Consider the following 21,036-nt stretch of genomic DNA (forward strand, 5'->3'; position numbering starts at 1 on the left):
GGCTTGAATAGATGCCGTTCATGTACCCATAGACAAGAATTTTAAATAGACGCTTCGGTGATCTCTCGATTCTCCCCATTCGGGAGTACGTAGTGTACAGTTTGCTATAATCCAGCCTTTCTAACACTGCGCTGAGTAACCGTACCGAGTCATCTTCTGGGATCATCTCGCCGATGTCCATCGGCAAGACTAGTTGATATATATTTGTGTCTGTTATATAATTTGCTTGTATTTTCATGTTCCAACAAACTTGATTTTACACAAAAAAATGGCTCCCGGCTACTGCCGGTTGCCATTTTTGTTTTTTAGGGCTAGTGCGACAGCCCCTTTTTTCTTTTGCATTCTTTGCGCTCTAGTGATTCGCTATTTTATAGCAGCAAGTACAATGATTTTGCAGTACTTGACGTAAAGGAAACTTTAGTATACGATTGTAATACTTAAAACGTATTATACGCATGAAGTATTAACTAAAAAGGAGGTTGTTGGGTGAAGGAGTTTCAGATACTTCATAAACTAATTCATATTTTTAAAGAAAAGGAAATAAGGCAGTTTGAGCGAACAGGACTTTCGGGCAAAGAGTTGTATGTGCTGCAGCATATACGCACAGATGATCCATGGCGGTTCAATGATTTTGCAGAGCATTACTGTATTAAACCTTCTACGCTAACTGGAATTGTAAGCAGGCTGGAGAACAAAGGGCTCGTTAAACGAGAAAGGACGGAGAAGGATCGAAAGGCAGTTTATTTATACTGTACTTCTAGTGGAAGAGATCTTGGAAGAAAACATATAGAAGAAGACAAGTTATTTTTCCATTCGCTGTTGTCAACATTGGAACCTCAGGAGAAAGAGCAATTTATCGGACTTACCAAAAAGATTACAGATAATCCTGAACATTGCCAGCAGCAATAATGTGGCAATGACAACTAGCAAATCACACCATTTTGGAGACAAATGACTTTTAAATATAAATTTTGATTATTTTTAAAGAATAATCGACAAATGCGCTTGATTTTGCTATTATTAGTGTCGTGGAAAAATTTTTAAGATGAAAAAAGTAAGTATTTGTTTTTTTACAATGTACTTTTACATAGAAAATCATTGTGAGTTTGAATAGCTCATTTAAAAATATTTATAATAAACAGGAGTTTTAAAAAATGACAATTGCCACGCCTTACTATCTAATTGATGAAAAAAAACTACTGCGGAACTTACAGATCATTCAACAGGTCCGGCAGCTTTCTGGAGCCAAGTCGGTATTGGCTCTAAAATGCTTTTCTACCTGGAGTGTATTTGATTTGATGCAGCAATATATGGATGGAACTACTTCTAGTTCTTTGTATGAAGCACGTTTAGGACATGAAAAATTCGGTAAGGAAACCCATGCGTATTGTGTGGGATATTCACAGGAAGATATCCTGGCCGTAACTGAATTTGCTGATAAAATTATATTTAATTCTGTTTCCCAGCTGGATCGATATTACGATGTGGTCAAATCGACTAAACTGGGTTTGCGCGTGAATCCGGGAATTAGCCATTCCCATTTTGATTTAGCAGATCCAGCACGTAAGCATTCAAGGCTGGGAGTTGTTGACAGAGAGGTATTGGCACAGCAGCTTCATCGTCTAAGTGGTCTTATGTTTCATTATAACTGTGAAAATGATGATGTAGATGCTTTTTCAAAGCAGCTTGACTTTATTGGTGAATACTATGGGGACATGCTGAGAGAATTACAATGGGTAAGTCTTGGCGGCGGATTGTATTTTACAAAAGAAGGGTATCCAATCGAAACCTTCAGCAAAAAATTAGCTGATTTTGCTAAAACATTTGATGTTCAGGTATATTTAGAACCAGGTGAAAGTGCGATTACTGGCTGTGCAGAGCTGGTTACTAGCGTAGTTGACTTAGTTCATAATGAAATGGACATTGCCATTGTTGATGCTTCTGTGGAAGGACATATGTTGGATTTATTAATATATAGGCTTTCTGCCAAAATAGATGAGAGTGATACCGGAAAGCATCAATACATGGTTGCTGGCCGATCTTGCCTAGCGGGAGATGTATTTGGCACCTATCACTTCCAAGATAAGCTGCAAATTGGCAGTGAAATTCGGTTTGCAGATGCAGCCGGGTATACAATGGTAAAAAAGAATTGGTTTAATGGGCTGCAGATGCCGACAATTGCTGTGCGGCGGTTGGATGATACTGTAGAAGTAATCCGCAGATTTAGTTATGCAGATTTCTTAAATAGTTTATCATAAAAATTGTATTACAAGTAAGGGAGGAAAAAATGAAAAAAAATGTTTTAATTGTAGGTGCTGGGGGAGTGGCTCATGTAGTTGCTCATAAGTGCGCGATGAACAACGATGTCTTAGGAGATATTTGCATAGCTTCTCGGACCCAGCAAAAGTGTGAGGCAATCATCGAAAGTATACTGCGCAAAGGGCACTTGAAGGATTCAACAAAGAAATTGTATTCACGGGAAGTAGATGCTTTGAATATTCCATCTTTGGTGGAGTTAATCAAAGAGACCAAATCAGAAATTGTTATTAATGTAGGGCAGTCCTATATTAACATGTCTGTCTTAGAGGCATGTATTGAAGCTGGTGTCGTATATATGGACACAGCAATTCATGAAGAGCCGGACAAGGTCTGCGAAAATCCGCCTTGGTACGCCAACCACGAATGGAAGCGCAAGGAACGCTGCGCTGAAAAAGGGATTACGGCAATATTAGGTATTGGCTTTGATCCTGGTGTAGTTAATGCCTGGTGTGCATTAGCGCAAAAGGAATATTTTGATACCATTGATACGATTGATATTTTGGATGTTAATGCTGGCAGTCATGGTAAGTATTTTGCCACTAATTTTGACCCAGAGATTAATTTCCGAGAATTTAGGAAGGTATGGACTTGGATAGATCGTAAATGGGTGTTGCAGAAAGTTCACTCTATACGTGTAGATTATGATTTTCCTGTAGTGGGGTCTTGCCCCGTATACTTAACAGGGCATGATGAACTGCATTCTCTATCTAAGAACATTGATGCAAATTCCATTCGCTTTTGGATGGGCTTTGGCGATCATTACCTTAATGTATTTTCCGTTTTGACCAATATTGGCCTTACTTCGGAAAAACCAGTGAAAATAACAGAAGGTGTGGAAATTGCACCTCTTAAAATATTAAAAGCCCTGTTGCCAGATCCATCTTCACTAGCTCCTGGCTATACAGGTAAAACCTGCATTGGTAATTACATCAGCGGAACCAAGAACAATGAACAGCGGGCAATTTTTATTTATAATATTTGTGATCATGCTGAGTGTTATCAAGAAGTAGAGTCCCAAGCGATTAGTTATACTGCAGGAGTACCAGTAGCAGCAGCAGCGATATTGGTTGCTCGCGGTGAATGGGACGTAAAGCACATGGTGAATGTTGAAGAGCTAGAGGCAAAGCCGTTTATTGATCTACTTGACACAATGGGCTTGCCTACTGAAGTGAATGAGGCTCCAGTAGCCTTTACACCGCCGGTAATTGAATCATTAGAGTCAGTTTAATGAGTTAAATAATGGTCTGAGCTTTTATCCAATGATAAAAAAGCTCAGACCATTTTTATAAATAAAGTCTTGGTTCATACATCGAAGGAGAACATTATTATGTTTAATGAATTTAAAAAGTTTCTGATGCGTGGCAATGTGATTGATTTGGCCGTAGGGATTATTATTGGCAGTGCTTTTGGAAAAATAGTAACCTCTTTTGTTAGTGATATTTTAATGCCGCCTATAGGATTATTATTAGGAAAAGTTGATTTTTCTAATCTTTTTATCAACCTTTCAGATACCTCTTATCCTTCAGTGGCAGCAGCGAAAGAAGCAGGAGCTGCTACCATAAATTATGGAATTTTCTTGAATGTCGTAATCGATTTCTTAATTGTGGCCAGTGCGATTTTCCTGCTAGTTAGCCAAGTCAATCGTTTGCATCGAAAACCAAAGGAAACAGCAAAAACGAAAGAGTGTCCCTATTGTATGTCCGAAATTGACATCCGTGCAGTCAGATGCCCTAAGTGTACTTCTGTACTGGGAGAGAAGTGTTTAAATATTATTTGAAGTTTTAATGAACCGCGAAGATGCGAAGAATATTTTTATTCTTTTAGAATGTATTGGCCTTCCGTATATTCAAAATGAACTTGCAGATTTCAGTAGCGACAAAGGGAATGGGGGCAAAAAGAATGAATGCCAACAATTCGGTAGTGCCGGGTTCGATAGTTTTGAAAATCAGATGGAGAGGACCATAGATGGATAGCAATAATAAGAGGAAAGATAAGCCTGCACCTAAATTGAGATAGGTATTACTAAAGAAACCTAACTTGAACGTGGAATAATGCTCTGATCTGGCAGAATAGGCACAAATGATTTGACTTAAGATAAGTGTTACAAAGGCAAAGGTTCGACCTACAGCAATATCATCATTATGGGTATGTAAGCCATATTGAAAAGCAGCCAAAACGGTGACAGCCATTACAATACTTTGTACAGCGATCATGGTGATCATGTTTTTGCTCAGCAGAGGTTCATCTGGAGCACGAGGCGGTGTTTTCATGATATTTGGCTCTTTCTTCTCGATTCCTAAAGCAAGAGCCGGAAATGCATCCGTTACCAGGTTGATCCAAAGAAGCTGTATCGGCAATAAGGGGATCGGCCAGCCCATTACCATGGCTAAGAAGATGACCAGTACTTCGGAAGCATTGCAGGATAGGAGAAAAAAAATAAACTTTTTTATATTGGCAAAGATGACCCTGCCTTCTTCAATTGCCGTAACGATGGTGGCGAAGTTATCATCGGATACAATCATGTCGGCTGCTTCTTTCGTTACATCGGTGCCGGTGATACCCATGGCAATACCAATGTGAGCCTTTTTTAGAGCTGGGGCATCATTTACGCCATCGCCAGTCATGGCTACGATTTCTCCATTTGTCCGCAATGCGTCGATAATCGACATTTTATTTTCAGGAGAGACTCTGGCAAAAACAGTTACGTCTTTTACAGAGATCTGTAATTGCTCTTTAGAAAGATGATTTACGTCTTGACCAGCCAGCACCTGTTGCTCATTGGTAGCAATTCCTAAATCTTTGGCGATCGCCAATGCTGTTCCCGGATGGTCTCCTGTAATCATAATCGGGCGAATTCCGGCGGAAAGGCATAGAGTCACTGCCTCTTTTGCTTCCGGACGTGCCGGATCGATCATACCTAATAAACCGATGAAGGTCATCTCCTGCTCAATAGAAGACGAATTGAGGTTTTCTGGAACCTGATCAAACTCACGATAAGCGATTGCCAGCACACGCAGTGCTTGGGAACTCAGATTCTGGTTTCCTTCTTGGATGATTTGAATATCTTCTTCTGCCATAAAGCGGATAATGCCATCAATTTGAATATTGGTGCAGTTCCTAAGCAGAATGTCAGGAGCTCCTTTCGTGAAAGCGATGATTTGGTCATTCGTCATCTTATGGAAGGTCGTCATCATTTTCCGAGCTGAATCAAATGGGATTTCTGCAATACGGGTATAGGGATGTAATTGCTCCTTAATCTTTCCACCTTTCGCCGCAACTGTCAGTAATGCTCCTTCAGTAGGATCGCCGATGATGGTCCAATTTTGGGTGTCCGATGGTTCTTTTAACTGTGCATCGTTACAAAGTACAGCTCCTAACAAAAGCAGATCAAGATCCTTTTCTGCATCAATGTCTGTTTTGGTTCCTTCGAATAGGAAATCTCCTTCAGGTTTATAGCCCTCGCCAGTGATTTCGAAGGATCTTTTGCCAAGGGTGACTTTTACCACTGTCATTTGGTTTTGGGTTAATGTACCCGTTTTATCGGAACAAATGATGGTTGTACTGCCCAGGGTTTCCACAGCATGTAGCTTTTTAACAATTGCATTCTTTTTTGCCATACGCTGCATGCCTAATGCCAGTACAATCGTTACTACGGTAGGCAAGCCTTCTGGAATCGCTGCCACTGCAAGGCTAATCGAAATCATAAGCATGGATTGTACAAGTTGAAAATCTAAAGTGCCACTTCGATAACCATTATAGATACCGACTAAAAAAACCACAGTGCATACAGCTAGACCCAGGCCGCCTAGGAGTTTACCAAAGCCTTTCAGCTTTTTCTGTAATGGTGTGCTGTCTTCTTTCAAGGATTGGATCATGGCAGCGATTTTACCAATTTCTGTTTTCATACCTGTTGTTACGACAATTCCTTTACCTCGACCATAGGTAACAATCGTACTCATGAAACCGATGTTGTGGCGATCACCAAGAGGTGCATCTTTTTCAAGGGTTAGATGGTCTTTTTCTACTGCGGCTGATTCACCAGTCAGAGAAGCTTCTTCTACTTTTAAGTTTGCTGTTTCAATAATACGTATGTCAGCAGGTATGTAATCCCCTGCTTCCAGGATAACAATATCACCGGGAACCAATTCACGAGATGGTATCATTATGAGTTTACCATCTCGTATTGTTTTGGAAGATGGAGCAGACATTCTTTTTAACGCTTCTAATGCTTTTTCGGCTTTCGCTTCTTGGAAGACGCCTAAAGAAGCATTTAGAATGACAATAGCAATAATGACAAAAGCGTCAGTGATTTCACCGATAAAAACGGAAATAACACTAGCTGCTAATAGGATTAGAACCAGAAAATCTTTAAACTGATTGAAAAATTTACGAAGAAGTGAGTCTTTTTCTTTTTCAGCTAGTTCATTAAATCCATATTGTTTCTGCCTTTGGATTACTTCTTCAGGAAGCAGCCCATTTTGAGTATCAGTACGTAAAACAGTAATGATTTGCTCAATCGGTGATTGATGCCAATTTTTCATGTAACCGTCCTCCCCTGTATTATGATAAGAACGCGGCCTTATTTCTTTCTAATAGGATGATATATTAAATATATCAATATGCTGGATAATTATGCAAGGCAATAATTATAAATAGGAATGGAGAAGTGACTTTGCCTTCTTTAAAGAAGGTAGTCGAAAGGATGTGTCGAACTAATGGGTAAGAAAAATAATCATAGGACATAGAGGAGAAGTGAGTATAATTCTGTAGAATAAGGTGGGGTAATCATGCAAGGAACGAGATACCATTGGAATGAGCTAGGTAGCGACTTTGCAGCCTTTCTATTCAAAACTCTGCCCCTAGCTCTAATGATAGTCAACGATGCAACAAAAGTAGAGGTCATTAATGAGGCTGCCCAAGATATTTTTAACATTTCCAATGAAGACGCTTACTTACAAAAGGGTGGAGATATACTAAAATGCATTAATGCTGATACCCCTGAAGGATGCGGAGGATGTATTGCTTGCAAGAAATGTATCTTACGAAAAAGTGTGCTTGAAGCTTTTAATGGAAAAGTGGTTTCTCGTAATAAAGGTACCTTTCATGTTATTCATCAAGGAGAAATCAAAGTGTTAACCCTTTTAGTGACAGCTTCTCCTATCTATTATGAAAAGAATACTATGGTAATTGTGATTGCTGAGGATATTTCTCTCATTACTCAGCTGCAAGGAATGATACCGATTTGTTCCGTATGCCATCGTATTCATGATGAAAAAGGTGAATGGATGGCATTGGAAAAGTATCTTATGAATCATTCAGAGGCAGAGTTAACTCATGATATTTGTCCAGTTTGTAGTGAACAAATGCGCCTAAAACACGCGTTAAGTAAATAATGATAAAAAGATCGCTGTACCTGTTTGGATTATTTTAGCCATACAGCAGCGATCTTTTTATTTTTATTCTTTTGTCAAAATTGATTGAGCAGGATTAATGATTTGAAGAGGCGTTTCGAAATAGTGACTGGTTCTAGGGAAGGCAATGCTTACATTTTCTTCTTCTAATATTTTTAGGATTTGAAAGTTCACATCTTGTTTGATATTTAAATATTCTTCCCAGACGGTAGTTTTGGTAAAAAAGTACATAAAGATATGTAAACCGTTTTCACCAAACGAATCAAACTTTACGAAAATCGTCTTATTATCGATGGAAGGATGCTGGACAAGCATATACTGAATTTTTTCAATACATGTTTTGAGGGCATGACTTGGAGTATCGTAAGTTACTCCAAGGTTAAAGGTAATCCTCCGCATTTCTCGTTTTGTAAAATTAATAATAGGAGCATTAATCAGATTGGAATTAGGTACCGTTACCAATGCGTGCTCAAAGGTTCTAATTTTGGTGCTTCGAAAATTGATATCTTCTATGGTTCCTTCTAAATCGCTTGTCTTTATCCAGTCGCCAATGCTAAAGGGGCGATCTGCAATAATCACCATTCCTGAAAATATATTGGCCAGCAGATCTTTAGCTGCCAATGCAAATGCAAGCCCGCCTAAACCGAGACCTGCGATAAAACCATTAATGTCATATCCCCAGTTACTGCAGATTGTCACAAAGGCAAGTGCCAGGATTAGAAAGCGGATCATTTTTGAAAAGAAAGGAATCAAGATCTTATCAACGTTGATATCAAGAAGCTTACCCAATTCCTCTACATTGTTGCCATAAAGCTTCACTAAGGTATGTATGCCATGAGCCATAAAGAGAACAATGAAAGAACGTAGCAGTTGATCTAATAAATGATCATAGGTAAGAGAAAAAATATTTCGTAATGCCAGATAGGTTCCTAATGCGACAATGGTGTTTACTAAAGGGCATCTAAATGCAGTTATTAAATATTCATTTGTAGTTGCTTTTGGGCTACAAATTTTTACCAACAAATAAAGAATATACTTTGTGAATTTATTTCTAAATAGCCAAAAAAATAAGAAAATGGCGATGGATACTCCTAAACGATATCCAAGCTCATAGCTAAAAGCAGTTTCAATTAGCTGATAATACTGTGTGACAGTACTCCAAAAGTTATAATTCATATCTACCCCCTACTATAAAAAGTGATTCATAGTCATTATTGTAATTCTTTTTGCTTCAGTCTGCAATGTATATGCGAAAGGAAGGTTTTGGAGTGCAACAAAGTTATGACTGCAAATCTGAGAATGAGGGATGAATGATTTTATGAGAAGGCAGGTGAATCGAATTATTTAAGTGATAACAATCTTTTATATAGTCGACGAAAGCTTGAACCGCAGAAAGGTTTAGGGATGAAGTACGACATAACATCCATGTTCGTCGTAAAACGGGGGTATTATCTCGCCAGTATAATTCTCGTGTAAAAAGTGAGGGCTGTTCTTTTAGCCCGATAGCCGGTAATATCGCCCATCCCAAATCGTGGAGAACCATTTGCCGGCAGGTGTCCATACTATCGACTTCCATTGTTATTTTTGAGGGACAAGGATAGGATTCACGCCACCAATTATGTACCATATCTTTTAGCGCAGAATCTGTTCCATAATGAATGCGGGGAAGATAAGGCAAATCCTTGAAGTCAACAGGCTGGCAGGAAGCAAGACAAAGTGGTTCTTCACTCAGCATGTATTTTTCTTCCGACCAGAAACGATCTCCCCGTAAAATGGCAATGGTCGTTTCCTCCTTTTGCAGTAATGTATACATTTTAGAACTTAAGCCTGTTTTTACTGATATCTCGACATTGGGATAGAGAGTAAGGAACCCTTTGAGTATCGAAGGGAGCTCACAATGAGCAAAAACAGAAGATGTTCCTATGCGCAAAGACCCTTGTACTGAATTTTTCATATTATGGATACGCTCACGAATGGTTGTCAATTTGGTGAGTGTTTCTAAGGCATAGGCCAGCAATTCTTCCCCTTGAGGGGTAAAGGCGATTCCTGTAGTATTCCGTACAACAATTTGAGCTTTAAATTCTTTTTCAAGATTCTTTAAACGATAACTAAGAGCTGGCTGAGAAATATACAGGCGTTCAGCAGCTTTAGTAATGTTTTTTTCTTCAGAGATAATCTTTAAAATTATGCAATCTTTATCATCCATTGTATTTCCCCATTTCAATAGCCATAAAAATATTTTATGGATTTTATAAAATATCGATATTTTATTTATTGAGATTATTATAGTACAATTCATTTGAAATAGAAAGATTCTGAAGATAACAACAATGTATCATCTTTTGAAAATGCGTTGGAGGTATTGTATGTTGCAAATTATTCAGCCAAGTCAAGCTGGCACAGTTGAGTCAAATGACATTCTGATCATTCTCACACCTGTATCAGCAGATAATGGAATTCATGTTGAGCTCACTAGTCCTGTGCTGAAAAAGTATGGCCGTCAAATCAAAAATGTGATTCAGGAGGTTTTGCTCGAACAAGGTATTGAGGCTATCCATGTATCTGCTAATGATAGAGGTGCTTTAGATTGCACGATTCGGGCCCGTATGATGACGGCAATTGATAGAGCAAAGGGAGAGGAGGAGCTAGGATGAAATTACGCAGAACCATGATGTTCGTACCCGGCAATAATCCTGGTATGCTAATCAATGCGGGAATCTATGGCGCTGATACCATTATCTTTGATTTAGAAGATTCTGTGGCTCTTAGCGAGAAAGATGCTGCCCGCCATTTGGTATATAACGCTATGAAATCTATTACCTATTCTTGTGAAGTTGCAGTACGCATTAATCATATCAGCACTCCTTTTGGCTATAAAGATTTAGAAACCATTCTAGCAGTGAAACCTGATCTTATTCGCCTGCCTAAAGCCGAAACGGCTGCTGACATTGAGGAAATTGATGAGATCATTACCGCTGCTGAAATTAAACATGGATTTCTTCCTGGCAGCATTAAAATGATGGCTGCTATTGAGACGGCAAAGGGGATTCGCAATGCGTATTCTATTGCTACTGCAAGTCCACGAATGGTAGCACTCGCCATCGGCGGGGAAGATTACTTAGCGGATATTCAAACATCTCGCACCAAAGATGGTAAAGAATTTTTTGCAGGCAGAGGACAATTGATCTTAGCAGCCAGGGAAGCAGGGATTCATGCCATTGATACTGTATTTGGCGATGTCAATAATGAAGAAGACTTTATTGCAGAAACGACTCGTATTAAAGAGATGGGCTTTGATGGCAAATCGGTAGTCAATCCAAGGCAAATTAAAATCGTTCATGAAATCTATACACCTAGCGAAAAAGAAATTGACCATGCCCAAAGAGTCATTGCAGCTTATGAAGAATCATTGACCCGTAAATCGGGTGTTGTGTCCTTAAATGGAAAAATGATTGATATACCCGTTGTAAAGAGAGCACAGCGAACACTGGCATATGCAAATGCAGTTGGCAAGTACGAAGGGGGAGAAACCTTATGATAAATGGTGTCGGCAGAGTGATTCCAGAAAGTATAGCAGGTATTAAAAATGTAAAGCCTTACATCAATCCCTTTTCCTATGTACCTACAGGTCACTTAACAGGTCCTGCTATAAAAGTGAATAAACCACGCTCGGAAAAAGTCCTTTCATCGATTGAGCAGGCGATTGATGCGTCTGGTTTAAAAGACGGTATGACAATTTCTTTTCACCATCATTTCCGTAATGGGGACTATGTTTTGAATATGGTGCTGGGTGTGATTGCAAGGAAAGGAATTAAAAATCTGACGCTGGCACCTAGTTCTCTTAATACCATCAATGAAGAGATTATTCCCTATATTAATGAGGGAGTGATTACGGCAGTAGAGACGAGTGGTGCTCGGGGCAAATTGGGGCAGCTTTTGACCAGTGGAAAACTCTCCAAACCAACTATTATTCGTTCTCATGGTGGACGGGCTAGAGCTATCGAATGTGGTGAACTGCACATCGATGTTGCATTTATTGGAGCACCTGCCTGTGATACCTATGGTAATATCAACGGCGTGGAAGGAAAATCAGCCTGCGGTTCTATGGGATATGCAATGGTAGATGCAGCTTATGCTGATAAAGTGGTGGCGATAACTGATCATCTGGTGTCATATCCTCTCTTTCCGATCAGCATTCCACAGACGCAAGTAGATTATATTGTGCAAATCGAAGCCATTGGTGATCCAAAAGGCATTGCATCTGGAGCACTGCGAATTAGCAAAGATCCCAGAGAGTTACTCATAGCCCAATATGCTACAGCAGCAATCGAATACTCCGGATATTTTAAACAAGATTATTCCATCCAACTAGGCAGCGGCGGAGCATCTTTAGCAGCAGCTCGATTTTTAAAAGAAAAGATGCAGAAACAAGGCATCACTGCCAGCTTTGGTTTAGGTGGTGTAACGGCACCATTTATTGAAATGTTAGAAGAGGGACTCATCAAAGCTGTATATGATGTACAAGATTTTGATATTCCTTCCATTGAATCCATTAAGAAAAATAGAAACCATCAGGAAATGTCGGCTTCTTTCTATGCCAATCCTCATACTGGCGGACCGATTGTAAATCAACTTGATGTTGTCATTTTAAGTGCTACTGAAGTAGATGTAAACTTTAATGTTAATGTTATTACGGATTCTAACGGTGTGATTATGGGTGCTGTAGGCGGTCATCAGGATACGGCTGCAGGTGCGGCGTTATCGATTGTGGTGGCACCACTTTTACGCGGTCGTTTGCCAATGGTAATCGATCAGGTACATACGGTTTGTACTCCTGGAGAGACAGTGGATATCGTTGTTACGGAGCGGGGAGTTGCGGTTAATCCCTTACGTTCAGATTTAAAGGATAATTTAAAAGCAGCTAATATTCCCCTTATGGACATAGAAGAATTGAGAAATATTGCTTATGAATTTGCTGGCAAGCCTGATCCGATTGAAGTAAGTGAAAGAATCGCTGCGGTGGTTGAATATCGGGATGGTACTTTAATTGATGTGATCCGTACAACTGTATGAGATAACGTGAGGAGAATTTCTGTAAGTACTATATTTTTATGAACTAAGAATGATAAAAAGAAAGAGGCGTTATTATGGTTGAAGTATTGGATCAAGGTGTCTATCTTTTAAAGGGACAGGTAATTGTACAAGATGCTGATAAGCTCAGCTTATCAGAAATTAATAATCGGTTAGATCATGAAGGAATTGCTCCATTATTGGAGTCAAATATAGAGCAAGAGCGTGCTCGCACAGGCACCATTGCCTATCAGATTCTTACTGAACATAATGTGACAGAGGACAAACGCAATTTAAAATTGCGCTTTGATGCGTTGGCATCTCATGATATTACCTATGTGGGAATTATTCAGACGGCTATTGCCAGCGGTTTGACAGAGTTTCCTGTGCCCTATGTACTGACCAATTGCCATAATAGTCTGTGTGCTGTTGGAGGTACCATTAATGAGGATGATCATGTTTTTGGCTTTTCAGCAGCTCGCAAGTATGGAGGAATCTTTGTTCCTACGCATCAAGCGGTAATCCATCAATACATGCGCGAGATGATGGCTGGTTGTGGCAAGATGATTCTTGGTTCAGACAGTCATACCCGTTATGGTGCGTTGGGAACAATGGCAATCGGTGAAGGCGGCGGGGAGATCGCTAAACAACTTCTTGAGCGTACCTATGATCTTCGTTATCCAGAAGTGGTTGCAATCTATCTTGAAGGCTGTCCGAAAGCAGGTGTTGGACCTCAAGATGTTGCTTTGGCTATCATCAAGGCAGTCTTTAAAAATGGAGTGGTCAAAAATAAAGTCATGGAGTTTGTTGGACCTGGCATTACTAACCTTACCGTAGATTATCGCAATGGCATTGATGTTATGACTACAGAGACTACTTGCTTGTCTTCTATTTGGCGTACCGATGAGCAGGTAGAAGAATATTATAAGATCCATGGTCGCTCTAATTCTTATCAGAAGCTAGACCCTCGAGAAGTGAGTTACTATGACGGCTTAGTAAAGGTAGATCTGAGTCGTGTGGAACCGATGATTGCGCTGCCTTTTCATCCCAGCAATGCCTGGACCATTTCTGAACTAAATCAAAATATGACTGACATACTGTATCAAGTAGAAACGGAAGGGCGCAAACTGATTGATAATTCCAATATTACATTTCAATTAACAGACAAGATTGTCGATGGTCGGTTGAAAGTGGACCAAGCTGTTGTTGCTGGCTGCGCTGGCGGTACTTATGAAAATATTGTAGCGATGGCGCAGATCCTTGGGCAAAAACCCCTGAGTGAGTTTTCTTTAAGTGTATATCCTTCCAGTCAGCCTGTATTTCTTGAACTTATGAATAATCGTTCCATTGAAAAGCTGACGATTGCAGGTGCGAGTATACGATCCGCATTCTGTGGTCCATGTTTTGGCGCTGGGGATGTTCCTGCGAATAATGCTCTTAGCATTCGCCATACTACCCGCAATTTCCTGAATCGTGAAGGATCCAAACCCGACAATGGTCAATTAGCCTCAGTGGCACTGATGGATGCTCGTTCCATTGCGGCGACTGCGTTAAATGGGGGAATCTTAACGGCAGCTACTGAAGTTGAATGTTCCTCAGCTGTTTTACCATATACATTTAATCAAGAGGTCTATGGCAATCGAATTTATCAAGGCTTTGGAACACCTCATCCTGAAGAGGAATTGGTTTTTGGACCTAACATTATTCCTTGGCCGAAAATACGCTCATTGCCGGAAAATTTATTACTTAAGGTAGCTGCTGTGCTTCATGATCCTGTTACTACAACAGATGAACTAATTCCTTCCGGTGAAACCTCGTCCTATCGCTCCAATCCGTTAAAATTAGCTGAGTTTACCTTGTCTCGCAGAGATCCTGCTTATGTGGGGAGAGCTAAGTCAATTCAACAGGTAGAGCATAAACGTCAAGAACTAGTAGCGCAAGGGGCGGGCTTTACAGAAATTGAAGATATTTTCTTAACAAATGTAGCAGATGGAAAAACACCAGAACAGCTCAAGTCCCTTATTAAAGAAACAGGTCTTGGCAGCGTTGTTTTTGCCGTTAAACCTGGTGATGGCTCAGCAAGAGAACAGGCAGCTTCTTGCCAAAGAGTCTTAGGTGGAGATGCAAATGTTGCGCTCGAGTATGCTACTAAACGGTATCGCAGTAATCTGATTAACTGGGGTATGATTCCTTTCACCATTAATGAAGAAGATAAGCAGAAATTTGCTGTCGATGATTTACTATATATCCCAGAAATTCGTCAAGCAATAGCCTCTGGAGCAGACAAGGTACAAGGATATATTATGCATGCTGATGGCCAAGAAAGTATTGTTTTGAAGATGGAGAATCTGTCTAAAGATGATCGTGACATCATTTTGGCGGGTTGCCTGATCAATTATTATTCCAAGATAAAATAGGAACTAGACTTAAATCAATTGATTTCTGCAAGTGATTATAGGTGGGACGTAATGTTAACTGCGTATCCCATCTATATATATGCAGCATCTTTTATGCCTTGCATTTATCACCAAGTGAAATTTTTATTGTAGTGAATGCCGCAAATTATAGCTTTATATTAAGCTGATTATTCGAAATATTTGAGCGTAGATGAATTTTAAATATATTTAGGAGGATGGTTACTATATTAATTTTTATTGGCTGCATTATAATCCTTATTACTATTTATTTGTTGATCAAGCAGTATGAAACGCGTATGATCTTGTTTTGTACTGGTGTGGCAATGGCTCTTGTCGCGGGACAACCAATGGCTCCGTTAAAAGCTTTTTCTCATGCGATGCTGGAGACCAAGCTATTTGAGGCTATTATTTCTGTTATGGGGTTTGCTATGGTTATGAAAGTCACGGAATGCGATAAGCATTTAATTAACGCTTTGATTAAACCGTTAAAAAAGGCTGGACCGTTGCTTATCCCAGCATCAACGCTAGTGACTTTCTTTATTAATACTTCCATTACCAGCTCAGCGGGCTGCTCAGCAGCAGTCGGCTCTATTTTGATACCTCTCATGATGGCTGCAGGTATCCATCCGGCAATTGCTGCAGCTTGTATTTATGCAGGAACGTATGGAGCCATGTTTAACCCAGGATATGCCCAGGTTGCCATAATCGTCAATGTGGCGAAATCTACACCAATCGATGTTGTTGCTAATCATTTTTCGGCATTATTAGCTTCGGGCATTATTGGTGCATTCAGTTTATTAGTAGTTGCCTATCTGAAAAAAGAGAATAAAGGATATGTGTTGCCTGCGGATAGAGCCATAGAAGATACGTTAGGTAATTTTAAGGTAAACTATCTGCGTGCTATTGTACCGCTGGTTCCTATTGTCCTTCTTGTCTTAGGCAATATGAATGTAATTCCTGTACTAAAACAATTGGCTATTTCTCACGCGATGATTATTGGCGTCTTTTGTGCCTTTTTTGTTACACGCGTAAGCCCAGCTAAAATCTCAAAAGAATTTTGGCATGGTGTAGGGGACTCTTTTGGACACGTTTTTGGTATCATTATTTGTGCTCTCGTTTTCGTAGGCGGTATGGATGCTATCGGCCTTGTTAAAGCTTTGATTAATGCCATGATTTCTAATCCTTCGATTGCCAAGGTAAGTGCGGGTTTTGGACCCTTCATTTTAGGAGTTGTAACTGGGTCAGGTGATGCAGGAGCAGTTGCCTTTAACAAAGTGGTCACTCCTGAGGCTGGTCAGTTTGGTTTGTTACCCACGGACATGGGAAGTATGGCAGCGATTGGTGCAGCCCTGGGGCGTACGATGTCGCCAGTTGCTGGAGGCTTGATTATTTGTGCTACTCTAGCTGGTACTTCACCTATGGAAGTTGCCAAACGTAATGCACCAGGCATGTTAATAGCATGTATCGTTACGATGGGATTATTGTTATATAAATAGTCAGCCATGTCGATAATATTCTTTTAGACAAGCCATGCCTTAGCGTTTTTTTATAGTACATTAGTAAAATACAATAAGATCGGGGGAAGGAAAATGTCAATTTTCTATGGTAAAAGCTACTATAAATGGATTGTGTTAACGGTTTGTATTTTAGTTTATTCATCAGGCAATTTAGTTCGATTGAATTATACCGGTATTGCAAATTACATCATGGGTGAATGGAATATTGGAAAACCAGAACTTGGTGTTTTAGGATCAGCTTTTTTCTATGCATATGCTTTAGGGCAAAGTTCATGGGGAACTTTGACGGACCTACTTGGCGGAAGGAAAGTGATTCCCATCGGTATTGGGACGACGGTGATATTCATTGCTGCTTTTGCCTTTGCCGATAGCTTTAATCAAGCAGTTATTATCCGCGCGCTGCTCGGTTTTGTTGGTGCGGCAGCATTTGTCCCTTGTGTGGCTGTTATCGGTCGTTGGTTTGGCAAGAAAGAACGTGGCCTAGCCATGAACTTGTTTTCCGGACCAGGTGGCGGCATGGGAGAAGTTTGGTCTTTCTTGTTATTGCCAGTAATGGCGTTATTTATGAAAGATGGTTTCACGATTCTTGGAGTTGGATCTTGGAGAGCCGCTACACTGGTTATGGCGGTTGTTATACTATGTATTGCGATCCTGGCTTATATATTTCTTCGCTCTGATCCCAGCGAAATGGGGCTTGAATCAATACAAGCGAAAGAAGAGAAGAAGTCTGCAAAGGATACGAACTATAAGTCAATGGTTTTGTCAGCGATAAAAGATCCTGGATTTTGGATTATTGTGTTTGTGTGGCAGGGTTTTACAGTAGGATTACGGCTAATTCCCAGCTGGCTGCCGTTGTATGCTGCGACTTTTTATGCACAAGTAGGCGGACTTGGTAAGTCTGAGGCGATGATTGCAGGTGGGGCTATGGCATCAGCCTATGTGGCTGGGAGAATATTCGGACCTCCGCTGGTTGGAAAACTCTCTGATTATCTGTTATCCAAATATGAAATACCCCGAGCTTCATTGCTGGTTGCTAGTTTTACGATTACATTTGGTTGTGTTTATATCCTTACAACTCCGTTTACATCACCAATATTGCTTGGCGTAGTTTCGTTTATTCTTGGTGTAGGCATTAACTTACTGTCAATTTTAAATACGATTATCGCTGAGACTTGGTCAATTAAAACATCGGGAACATTAAATGGCTTGATCAATACTATTACTCAATTCATAGGAGCTTCTGCATTGACTTATAGTGGCTACATGGCAGTACAATTTGCAGTTAAGGACGGTGGCTTTAATTTAGAGTATCAAGGTATATGGTTTTTGGTAATGATTTCTATCGGTATTTCAATAGCCGCTTCCATTTATACTGTATATCACAATAGAAAAATAAAAATTGCTCAGCAATCAGTACAAGGATAAGTAAATGTAGGGGAGGGGACTTTAATAGAATGGATGCTTTAGGAGAAAAAGAAAAATATAATTTAGATGGGGTTATCGACCTTCATATTCATACAAATCCAGATGTTCGGCAAAGACGTTTAACTGATATTGAACTGGCTCAAGAAGCTGTGAGAGTTGGGGCGCGTGCAATTGTAATAAAGTCTCATGTTGTGCCAACAATGGATCGAGCATCGATTGCTGAACAGGTTGTACCTGGAATCAGGGTATTTGGTGGTATTACATTGAATCCTGAGGTTGGAGGAATCAATCCAGCAGCTGTTGAGGCTGCAATAAAAATGGGAGCAAAGATTGTTTGGCTGCCAACAGCCTGGTCTGCTTATGAACGCAGGATCAGTGGTAAAAATGACGGAGTGGAATCAGTCATTGATAATCAAGTGGTTCCATCCCTTGTAACTGTTTTAAAGATGGTTGCCAAACATAACCTGATTTTAGGAACGGGACATTTATCTACTGAAGAAATTCTTATTGTTGTAGAAAAAGCAAAAGAGCTTGGTGTCAATAAGATTGTTATTAATCATCCGGAATGGTGGTCCATTTCCATGCCTATTGAAACTCAAAAAATATTGGTGTCATATGGTGTTTACTTTGAGCGATGCTATGCTACACGTTTCCCAGGAAAAGAGTATGAAAAAAACTTTATGAAGAATTTGGCAGCTATTGAAGCGGTGGGATATGAGTCAACCATTATTTCTACCGATGGCGGTCAGGTTGAAAATCCTATGTGGAGTGATGCCTTAAGTGAGTATCTAGGCTTTTTAGCCAATGCAGGATTATCAAAAGATATGATGGAGACGATGACGAAAATATCTCCCGCAAGCTTATTAGGATTATAACCGCTTCAGTCACCAATGATTATAGAATTCCCATTTAAACAAACAAAACTGCTCTCGACTAGATATCGAGAGCAGTTTATGCATTAGGGGCTTTTTAGAATGAGAAGTCCCTAATGCTTTTTTCATAGTTTCATTAGTTGCATATGTAATTTTTATGATGTAAGAGGCTTCAAGTGAATGCTGCCAACAGGTGCACCTAGCAAATTTTCAATCAGTTTTCCGGCAATTTCTAATTTATTCGCTACAATGACCGGATCTGCTTCATGACCAAATTCTAAAGGTGAACTAGCTTCTAGTAAGGCAGCCATAATGCCAGCAAAAAAAGAAAATGTTTCATCCATATGTATGACATTTGTGAGTCCTTCTTTGTTGCCTTGCTCTAGGATTCCTTTAAAAATGGGCTGTGTAGTCAATAGCATTTGCCGCCAAAGCCTATTAATTAACAAGCCTTGTTTTTCTTTATATAAAATCTTGCCAATTAGACCTGGCTTATCACAGTAACATATTTTGTAGAAAAGGTTAAAAAATAGCTGCAATTTCTCTAATACCGTATTTTTATCGGAATAAAAGGTCTCAACTTCCAGGAGCATAGTTGTCACATGGCGGGCAAATATAGCTTCTAAGATGGCTTCTTTAGAAGCAAAATAATAATAGAATGTTCCTTGGGCCACGCCTACCTTTTTTACAATCGTACTTACTGTAGTTTGCTGATATCCCAGCATAATAAATAATTCCTGTGCTGCATCCATCAGCTCGGCCTGACGTATTTCAGGATCTTTCGTAACTCTAATCATAAAGAACACCTCTCTTTCATGAAACTGACTAAGATCAGTTAACATTTTAAATAAAAAAGAAAATTTTGTCAAGAATAAAGGATAGCTTTATGTTAAGTAATCAGCATAAAGAAGTTTTAAGTTCTTTGAGCAAAAACACGCAACCGAGAAGCGCTTTTTCATTGATACTGTTCAGGATAGAGTGCATGGAAAATTTTCTCGATTGCGTCAACTGTACGGATTCCGCCGTTATTAACGGTGAAAAAAGGGAGATTAATGATGTTGCCTTTTTGAATAGCTCTCATGCTTTGTAATGCTGAGATTTCATGTAATGCCTTTAATGCTTCTTCATCAGTAAGATCCTTTGCGTCTTCATTTCTATCATGGGATACATAAATAATGAAATCCGGGTCATAGGCAAGTACTTTTTCGGCACCAACAAAAGAGGTTATGCCTTGGCAAAGATTCTTACCGCCGGCAAGATCGATCATGCTGCTAATTAAATAATGGCTGTCATAGACTGAAAAAGTACCATTGAAATGATCTTGCAGTACAATCACTGTTTTTCTTTGAGGAATGTCTTTGGTCGCCGCCTGGACTTTGGCAACGCGATCTTTAAGATTTTGAATATAAAGAGTTGTTTTTTCCTGAATACCGAAGATGGTGCCCATGTCAGCAATAAAGGAATACACGACAGTATCAAGAGTCGGTTCGATTTTCGTTAATGTACTTTGCATAACAAAGGTTCCAGCGCCCCGCTCTTGCCAAGACTTTACATCTCCCAGCTCGCTGGAACGGAAATTATGAGCCCAGCCAATAATCATATCCGGCTGCATTTCCAGCAGTTCTTCTTGGGAAGGGAGATATTTGGCCTTCATGATTTTAAGTTTAGAATATCTATCGGCTATTCGCTCTAAAGGAGCGCCATAGGGTGGGATAGTGGATAAAATACGGTCTTCGAGACCCAATTCTAACAGCAGTTCTGTTGCGCCTGGGTGAACTATGGCCACCCTTTGGGGAGCCTTTTTATAGGTATAGGAAGTTGGGTTTTCATTACTGTCGTAATTAGAGATGGTGATGGGATATTTTGCATCATTGTTTTGGGAAGGGGGGGAGGCAGCTTTTGTTGGAGCAGCAGGAGTGGATTGGCCACAGCCTGCCAGTGACAGGATGCCTATGAAGCATAGGATAAGGATAATCGGGTTCAGTGTTAGTTTTTTCATTATACA

At 39.8% G+C, this 21,036-nt stretch carries 17 protein-coding genes and 1 pseudogene; 12 read left to right on the forward strand and 6 right to left on the reverse strand.

Going from position 1 to position 21,036, the window contains the following annotated elements:
• Positions 1 to 238: pseudogene (locus tag BMZ99_RS21705) on the reverse strand (IS5/IS1182 family transposase); the annotation flags it as partial.
• A gap of 248 nt (positions 239 to 486) precedes the next feature.
• Between BMZ99_RS21705 and BMZ99_RS21710 the strand changes: the two are divergent.
• The 4 genes from BMZ99_RS21710 to mscL all read left to right on the forward strand — a co-directional run bounded on the left by BMZ99_RS21710 (position 487) and on the right by mscL (position 4,096).
• Positions 487 to 909 (forward strand): MarR family winged helix-turn-helix transcriptional regulator, encoded by a 423-nt coding sequence (locus BMZ99_RS21710; protein ID WP_090942827.1) that lies wholly within the window; start codon positions 487 to 489, stop codon positions 907 to 909.
• A gap of 245 nt (positions 910 to 1,154) precedes the next feature.
• Positions 1,155 to 2,258 (forward strand): carboxynorspermidine decarboxylase, encoded by a 1,104-nt coding sequence (nspC, locus tag BMZ99_RS21715; RefSeq protein ID WP_090942830.1) that lies wholly within the window; start codon positions 1,155 to 1,157, stop codon positions 2,256 to 2,258.
• 29 nt (positions 2,259 to 2,287) lie between these two features.
• Entirely contained in the window at positions 2,288 to 3,547 is a 1,260-nt protein-coding gene (locus BMZ99_RS21720; RefSeq protein ID WP_090942833.1) for a saccharopine dehydrogenase family protein, read from the forward strand.
• Positions 3,548 to 3,646: 99 nt separating this feature from the next.
• Positions 3,647 to 4,096 (forward strand): large-conductance mechanosensitive channel protein MscL, encoded by a 450-nt coding sequence (gene mscL / locus BMZ99_RS21725; protein WP_090942836.1) that lies wholly within the window; start codon positions 3,647 to 3,649, stop codon positions 4,094 to 4,096.
• A 43-nt stretch (positions 4,097 to 4,139) separates the two neighbouring features.
• Here the strand turns inward: mscL and BMZ99_RS21730 are convergent, their stop codons facing one another.
• Positions 4,140 to 6,860, reverse strand: coding sequence for a cation-translocating P-type ATPase (locus BMZ99_RS21730; RefSeq protein ID WP_090942839.1), 2,721 nt, complete (start codon positions 6,858 to 6,860; stop codon positions 4,140 to 4,142).
• A 246-nt stretch (positions 6,861 to 7,106) separates the two neighbouring features.
• On the opposite strand from BMZ99_RS21730, the gene BMZ99_RS21735 reads away from it, so the two are divergent.
• A complete protein-coding gene (locus BMZ99_RS21735; RefSeq protein WP_090942842.1) occupies positions 7,107 to 7,712 on the forward strand; it encodes a nitrogen regulation protein NR(II) in 606 nt (201 codons plus the stop codon).
• Positions 7,713 to 7,775: 63 nt separating this feature from the next.
• Here BMZ99_RS21735 and BMZ99_RS21740 read toward each other — a convergent pair whose 3' ends face one another.
• On the reverse strand, positions 7,776 to 8,906 hold the full coding sequence (locus tag BMZ99_RS21740) for a mechanosensitive ion channel family protein (RefSeq protein WP_090942844.1): 1,131 nt from the start codon (positions 8,904 to 8,906) through the stop codon (positions 7,776 to 7,778).
• Positions 8,907 to 9,009: 103 nt separating this feature from the next.
• Complete coding sequence (locus BMZ99_RS21745; RefSeq protein WP_090942846.1) at positions 9,010 to 9,936, reverse strand: LysR family transcriptional regulator; 927 nt, start codon at positions 9,934 to 9,936, stop codon at positions 9,010 to 9,012.
• A gap of 160 nt (positions 9,937 to 10,096) precedes the next feature.
• On the opposite strand from BMZ99_RS21745, the gene citD reads away from it, so the two are divergent.
• The 7 genes from citD to BMZ99_RS21780 all read left to right on the forward strand — a co-directional run bounded on the left by citD (position 10,097) and on the right by BMZ99_RS21780 (position 19,034).
• Positions 10,097 to 10,384, forward strand: a complete 288-nt coding sequence (gene citD, locus BMZ99_RS21750; protein WP_090942849.1) for a citrate lyase acyl carrier protein — start codon at positions 10,097 to 10,099, stop codon at positions 10,382 to 10,384.
• Positions 10,381 to 11,268 carry an aldolase/citrate lyase family protein gene (locus tag BMZ99_RS21755; protein ID WP_090942852.1) on the forward strand — a complete coding sequence of 296 codons (888 nt, stop codon included), beginning with the start codon at positions 10,381 to 10,383 and terminating at the stop codon, positions 11,266 to 11,268. The genes citD and BMZ99_RS21755 overlap by 4 nt, the downstream gene beginning before the upstream one ends.
• The gene (citF, locus tag BMZ99_RS21760; protein WP_090942855.1) at positions 11,265 to 12,803 is read left to right on the forward strand and encodes a citrate lyase subunit alpha; all 1,539 of its coding nucleotides are present in this window, start codon (positions 11,265 to 11,267) and stop codon (positions 12,801 to 12,803) included. The genes BMZ99_RS21755 and citF overlap by 4 nt, the downstream gene beginning before the upstream one ends.
• A 74-nt stretch (positions 12,804 to 12,877) precedes the next feature.
• Positions 12,878 to 15,217, forward strand: coding sequence for a hydratase (locus tag BMZ99_RS21765; protein ID WP_090942858.1), 2,340 nt, complete (start codon positions 12,878 to 12,880; stop codon positions 15,215 to 15,217).
• A 215-nt stretch (positions 15,218 to 15,432) separates the two neighbouring features.
• Positions 15,433 to 16,713 carry a C4-dicarboxylate transporter DcuC gene (gene dcuC / locus BMZ99_RS21770; protein WP_245755101.1) on the forward strand — a complete coding sequence of 427 codons (1,281 nt, stop codon included), beginning with the start codon at positions 15,433 to 15,435 and terminating at the stop codon, positions 16,711 to 16,713.
• Positions 16,714 to 16,806: 93 nt separating this feature from the next.
• On the forward strand, positions 16,807 to 18,159 hold the full coding sequence (locus BMZ99_RS21775; RefSeq protein WP_090942861.1) for an MFS transporter: 1,353 nt from the start codon (positions 16,807 to 16,809) through the stop codon (positions 18,157 to 18,159).
• A gap of 29 nt (positions 18,160 to 18,188) precedes the next feature.
• Positions 18,189 to 19,034, forward strand: coding sequence for a DUF6282 family protein (locus tag BMZ99_RS21780; RefSeq protein WP_090942864.1), 846 nt, complete (start codon positions 18,189 to 18,191; stop codon positions 19,032 to 19,034).
• 152 nt (positions 19,035 to 19,186) lie between these two features.
• Here the strand turns inward: BMZ99_RS21780 and BMZ99_RS21785 are convergent, their stop codons facing one another.
• Together BMZ99_RS21785 and BMZ99_RS21790 are read right to left on the reverse strand one after the other, a co-directional pair.
• A complete protein-coding gene (locus tag BMZ99_RS21785; protein WP_090942870.1) occupies positions 19,187 to 19,828 on the reverse strand; it encodes a TetR/AcrR family transcriptional regulator in 642 nt (213 codons plus the stop codon).
• A 158-nt stretch (positions 19,829 to 19,986) separates the two neighbouring features.
• Entirely contained in the window at positions 19,987 to 21,030 is a 1,044-nt protein-coding gene (locus tag BMZ99_RS21790) for an ABC transporter substrate-binding protein (protein ID WP_090942873.1), read from the reverse strand.
• Positions 21,031 to 21,036 lie beyond the last annotated feature (6 nt).

Source organism: Pelosinus propionicus DSM 13327, assembly GCF_900114615.1.
In the GTDB taxonomy this organism is placed as follows: domain Bacteria; phylum Bacillota; class Negativicutes; order DSM-13327; family DSM-13327; genus Pelosinus; species Pelosinus propionicus.

Bases quoted from the DNA above. Each gene is read 5' to 3' on its own strand.
- nspC (WP_090942830.1), top strand. From the start codon at position 1,155: ATGACAATTGCCACGCCTTACTATCTAATTGATGAAAAAAAACTACTG.
- BMZ99_RS21720 (WP_090942833.1), top strand. From the start codon at position 2,288: ATGAAAAAAAATGTTTTAATTGTAGGTGCTGGGGGAGTGGCTCATGTA.
- mscL (WP_090942836.1), top strand. From the start codon at position 3,647: ATGTTTAATGAATTTAAAAAGTTTCTGATGCGTGGCAATGTGATTGAT.
- BMZ99_RS21730 (WP_090942839.1), bottom strand. From the start codon at position 6,860: ATGAAAAATTGGCATCAATCACCGATTGAGCAAATCATTACTGTTTTA.
- BMZ99_RS21735 (WP_090942842.1), top strand. From the start codon at position 7,107: ATGCAAGGAACGAGATACCATTGGAATGAGCTAGGTAGCGACTTTGCA.
- BMZ99_RS21740 (WP_090942844.1), bottom strand. From the start codon at position 8,906: ATGAATTATAACTTTTGGAGTACTGTCACACAGTATTATCAGCTAATT.
- BMZ99_RS21745 (WP_090942846.1), bottom strand. From the start codon at position 9,936: ATGGATGATAAAGATTGCATAATTTTAAAGATTATCTCTGAAGAAAAA.
- citD (WP_090942849.1), top strand. From the start codon at position 10,097: ATGTTGCAAATTATTCAGCCAAGTCAAGCTGGCACAGTTGAGTCAAAT.
- BMZ99_RS21755 (WP_090942852.1), top strand. From the start codon at position 10,381: ATGAAATTACGCAGAACCATGATGTTCGTACCCGGCAATAATCCTGGT.
- citF (WP_090942855.1), top strand. From the start codon at position 11,265: ATGATAAATGGTGTCGGCAGAGTGATTCCAGAAAGTATAGCAGGTATT.
- BMZ99_RS21765 (WP_090942858.1), top strand. From the start codon at position 12,878: ATGGTTGAAGTATTGGATCAAGGTGTCTATCTTTTAAAGGGACAGGTA.
- dcuC (WP_245755101.1), top strand. From the start codon at position 15,433: ATGGTTACTATATTAATTTTTATTGGCTGCATTATAATCCTTATTACT.
- BMZ99_RS21775 (WP_090942861.1), top strand. From the start codon at position 16,807: ATGTCAATTTTCTATGGTAAAAGCTACTATAAATGGATTGTGTTAACG.
- BMZ99_RS21780 (WP_090942864.1), top strand. From the start codon at position 18,189: ATGGATGCTTTAGGAGAAAAAGAAAAATATAATTTAGATGGGGTTATC.
- BMZ99_RS21785 (WP_090942870.1), bottom strand. From the start codon at position 19,828: ATGATTAGAGTTACGAAAGATCCTGAAATACGTCAGGCCGAGCTGATG.
- BMZ99_RS21790 (WP_090942873.1), bottom strand. From the start codon at position 21,030: ATGAAAAAACTAACACTGAACCCGATTATCCTTATCCTATGCTTCATA.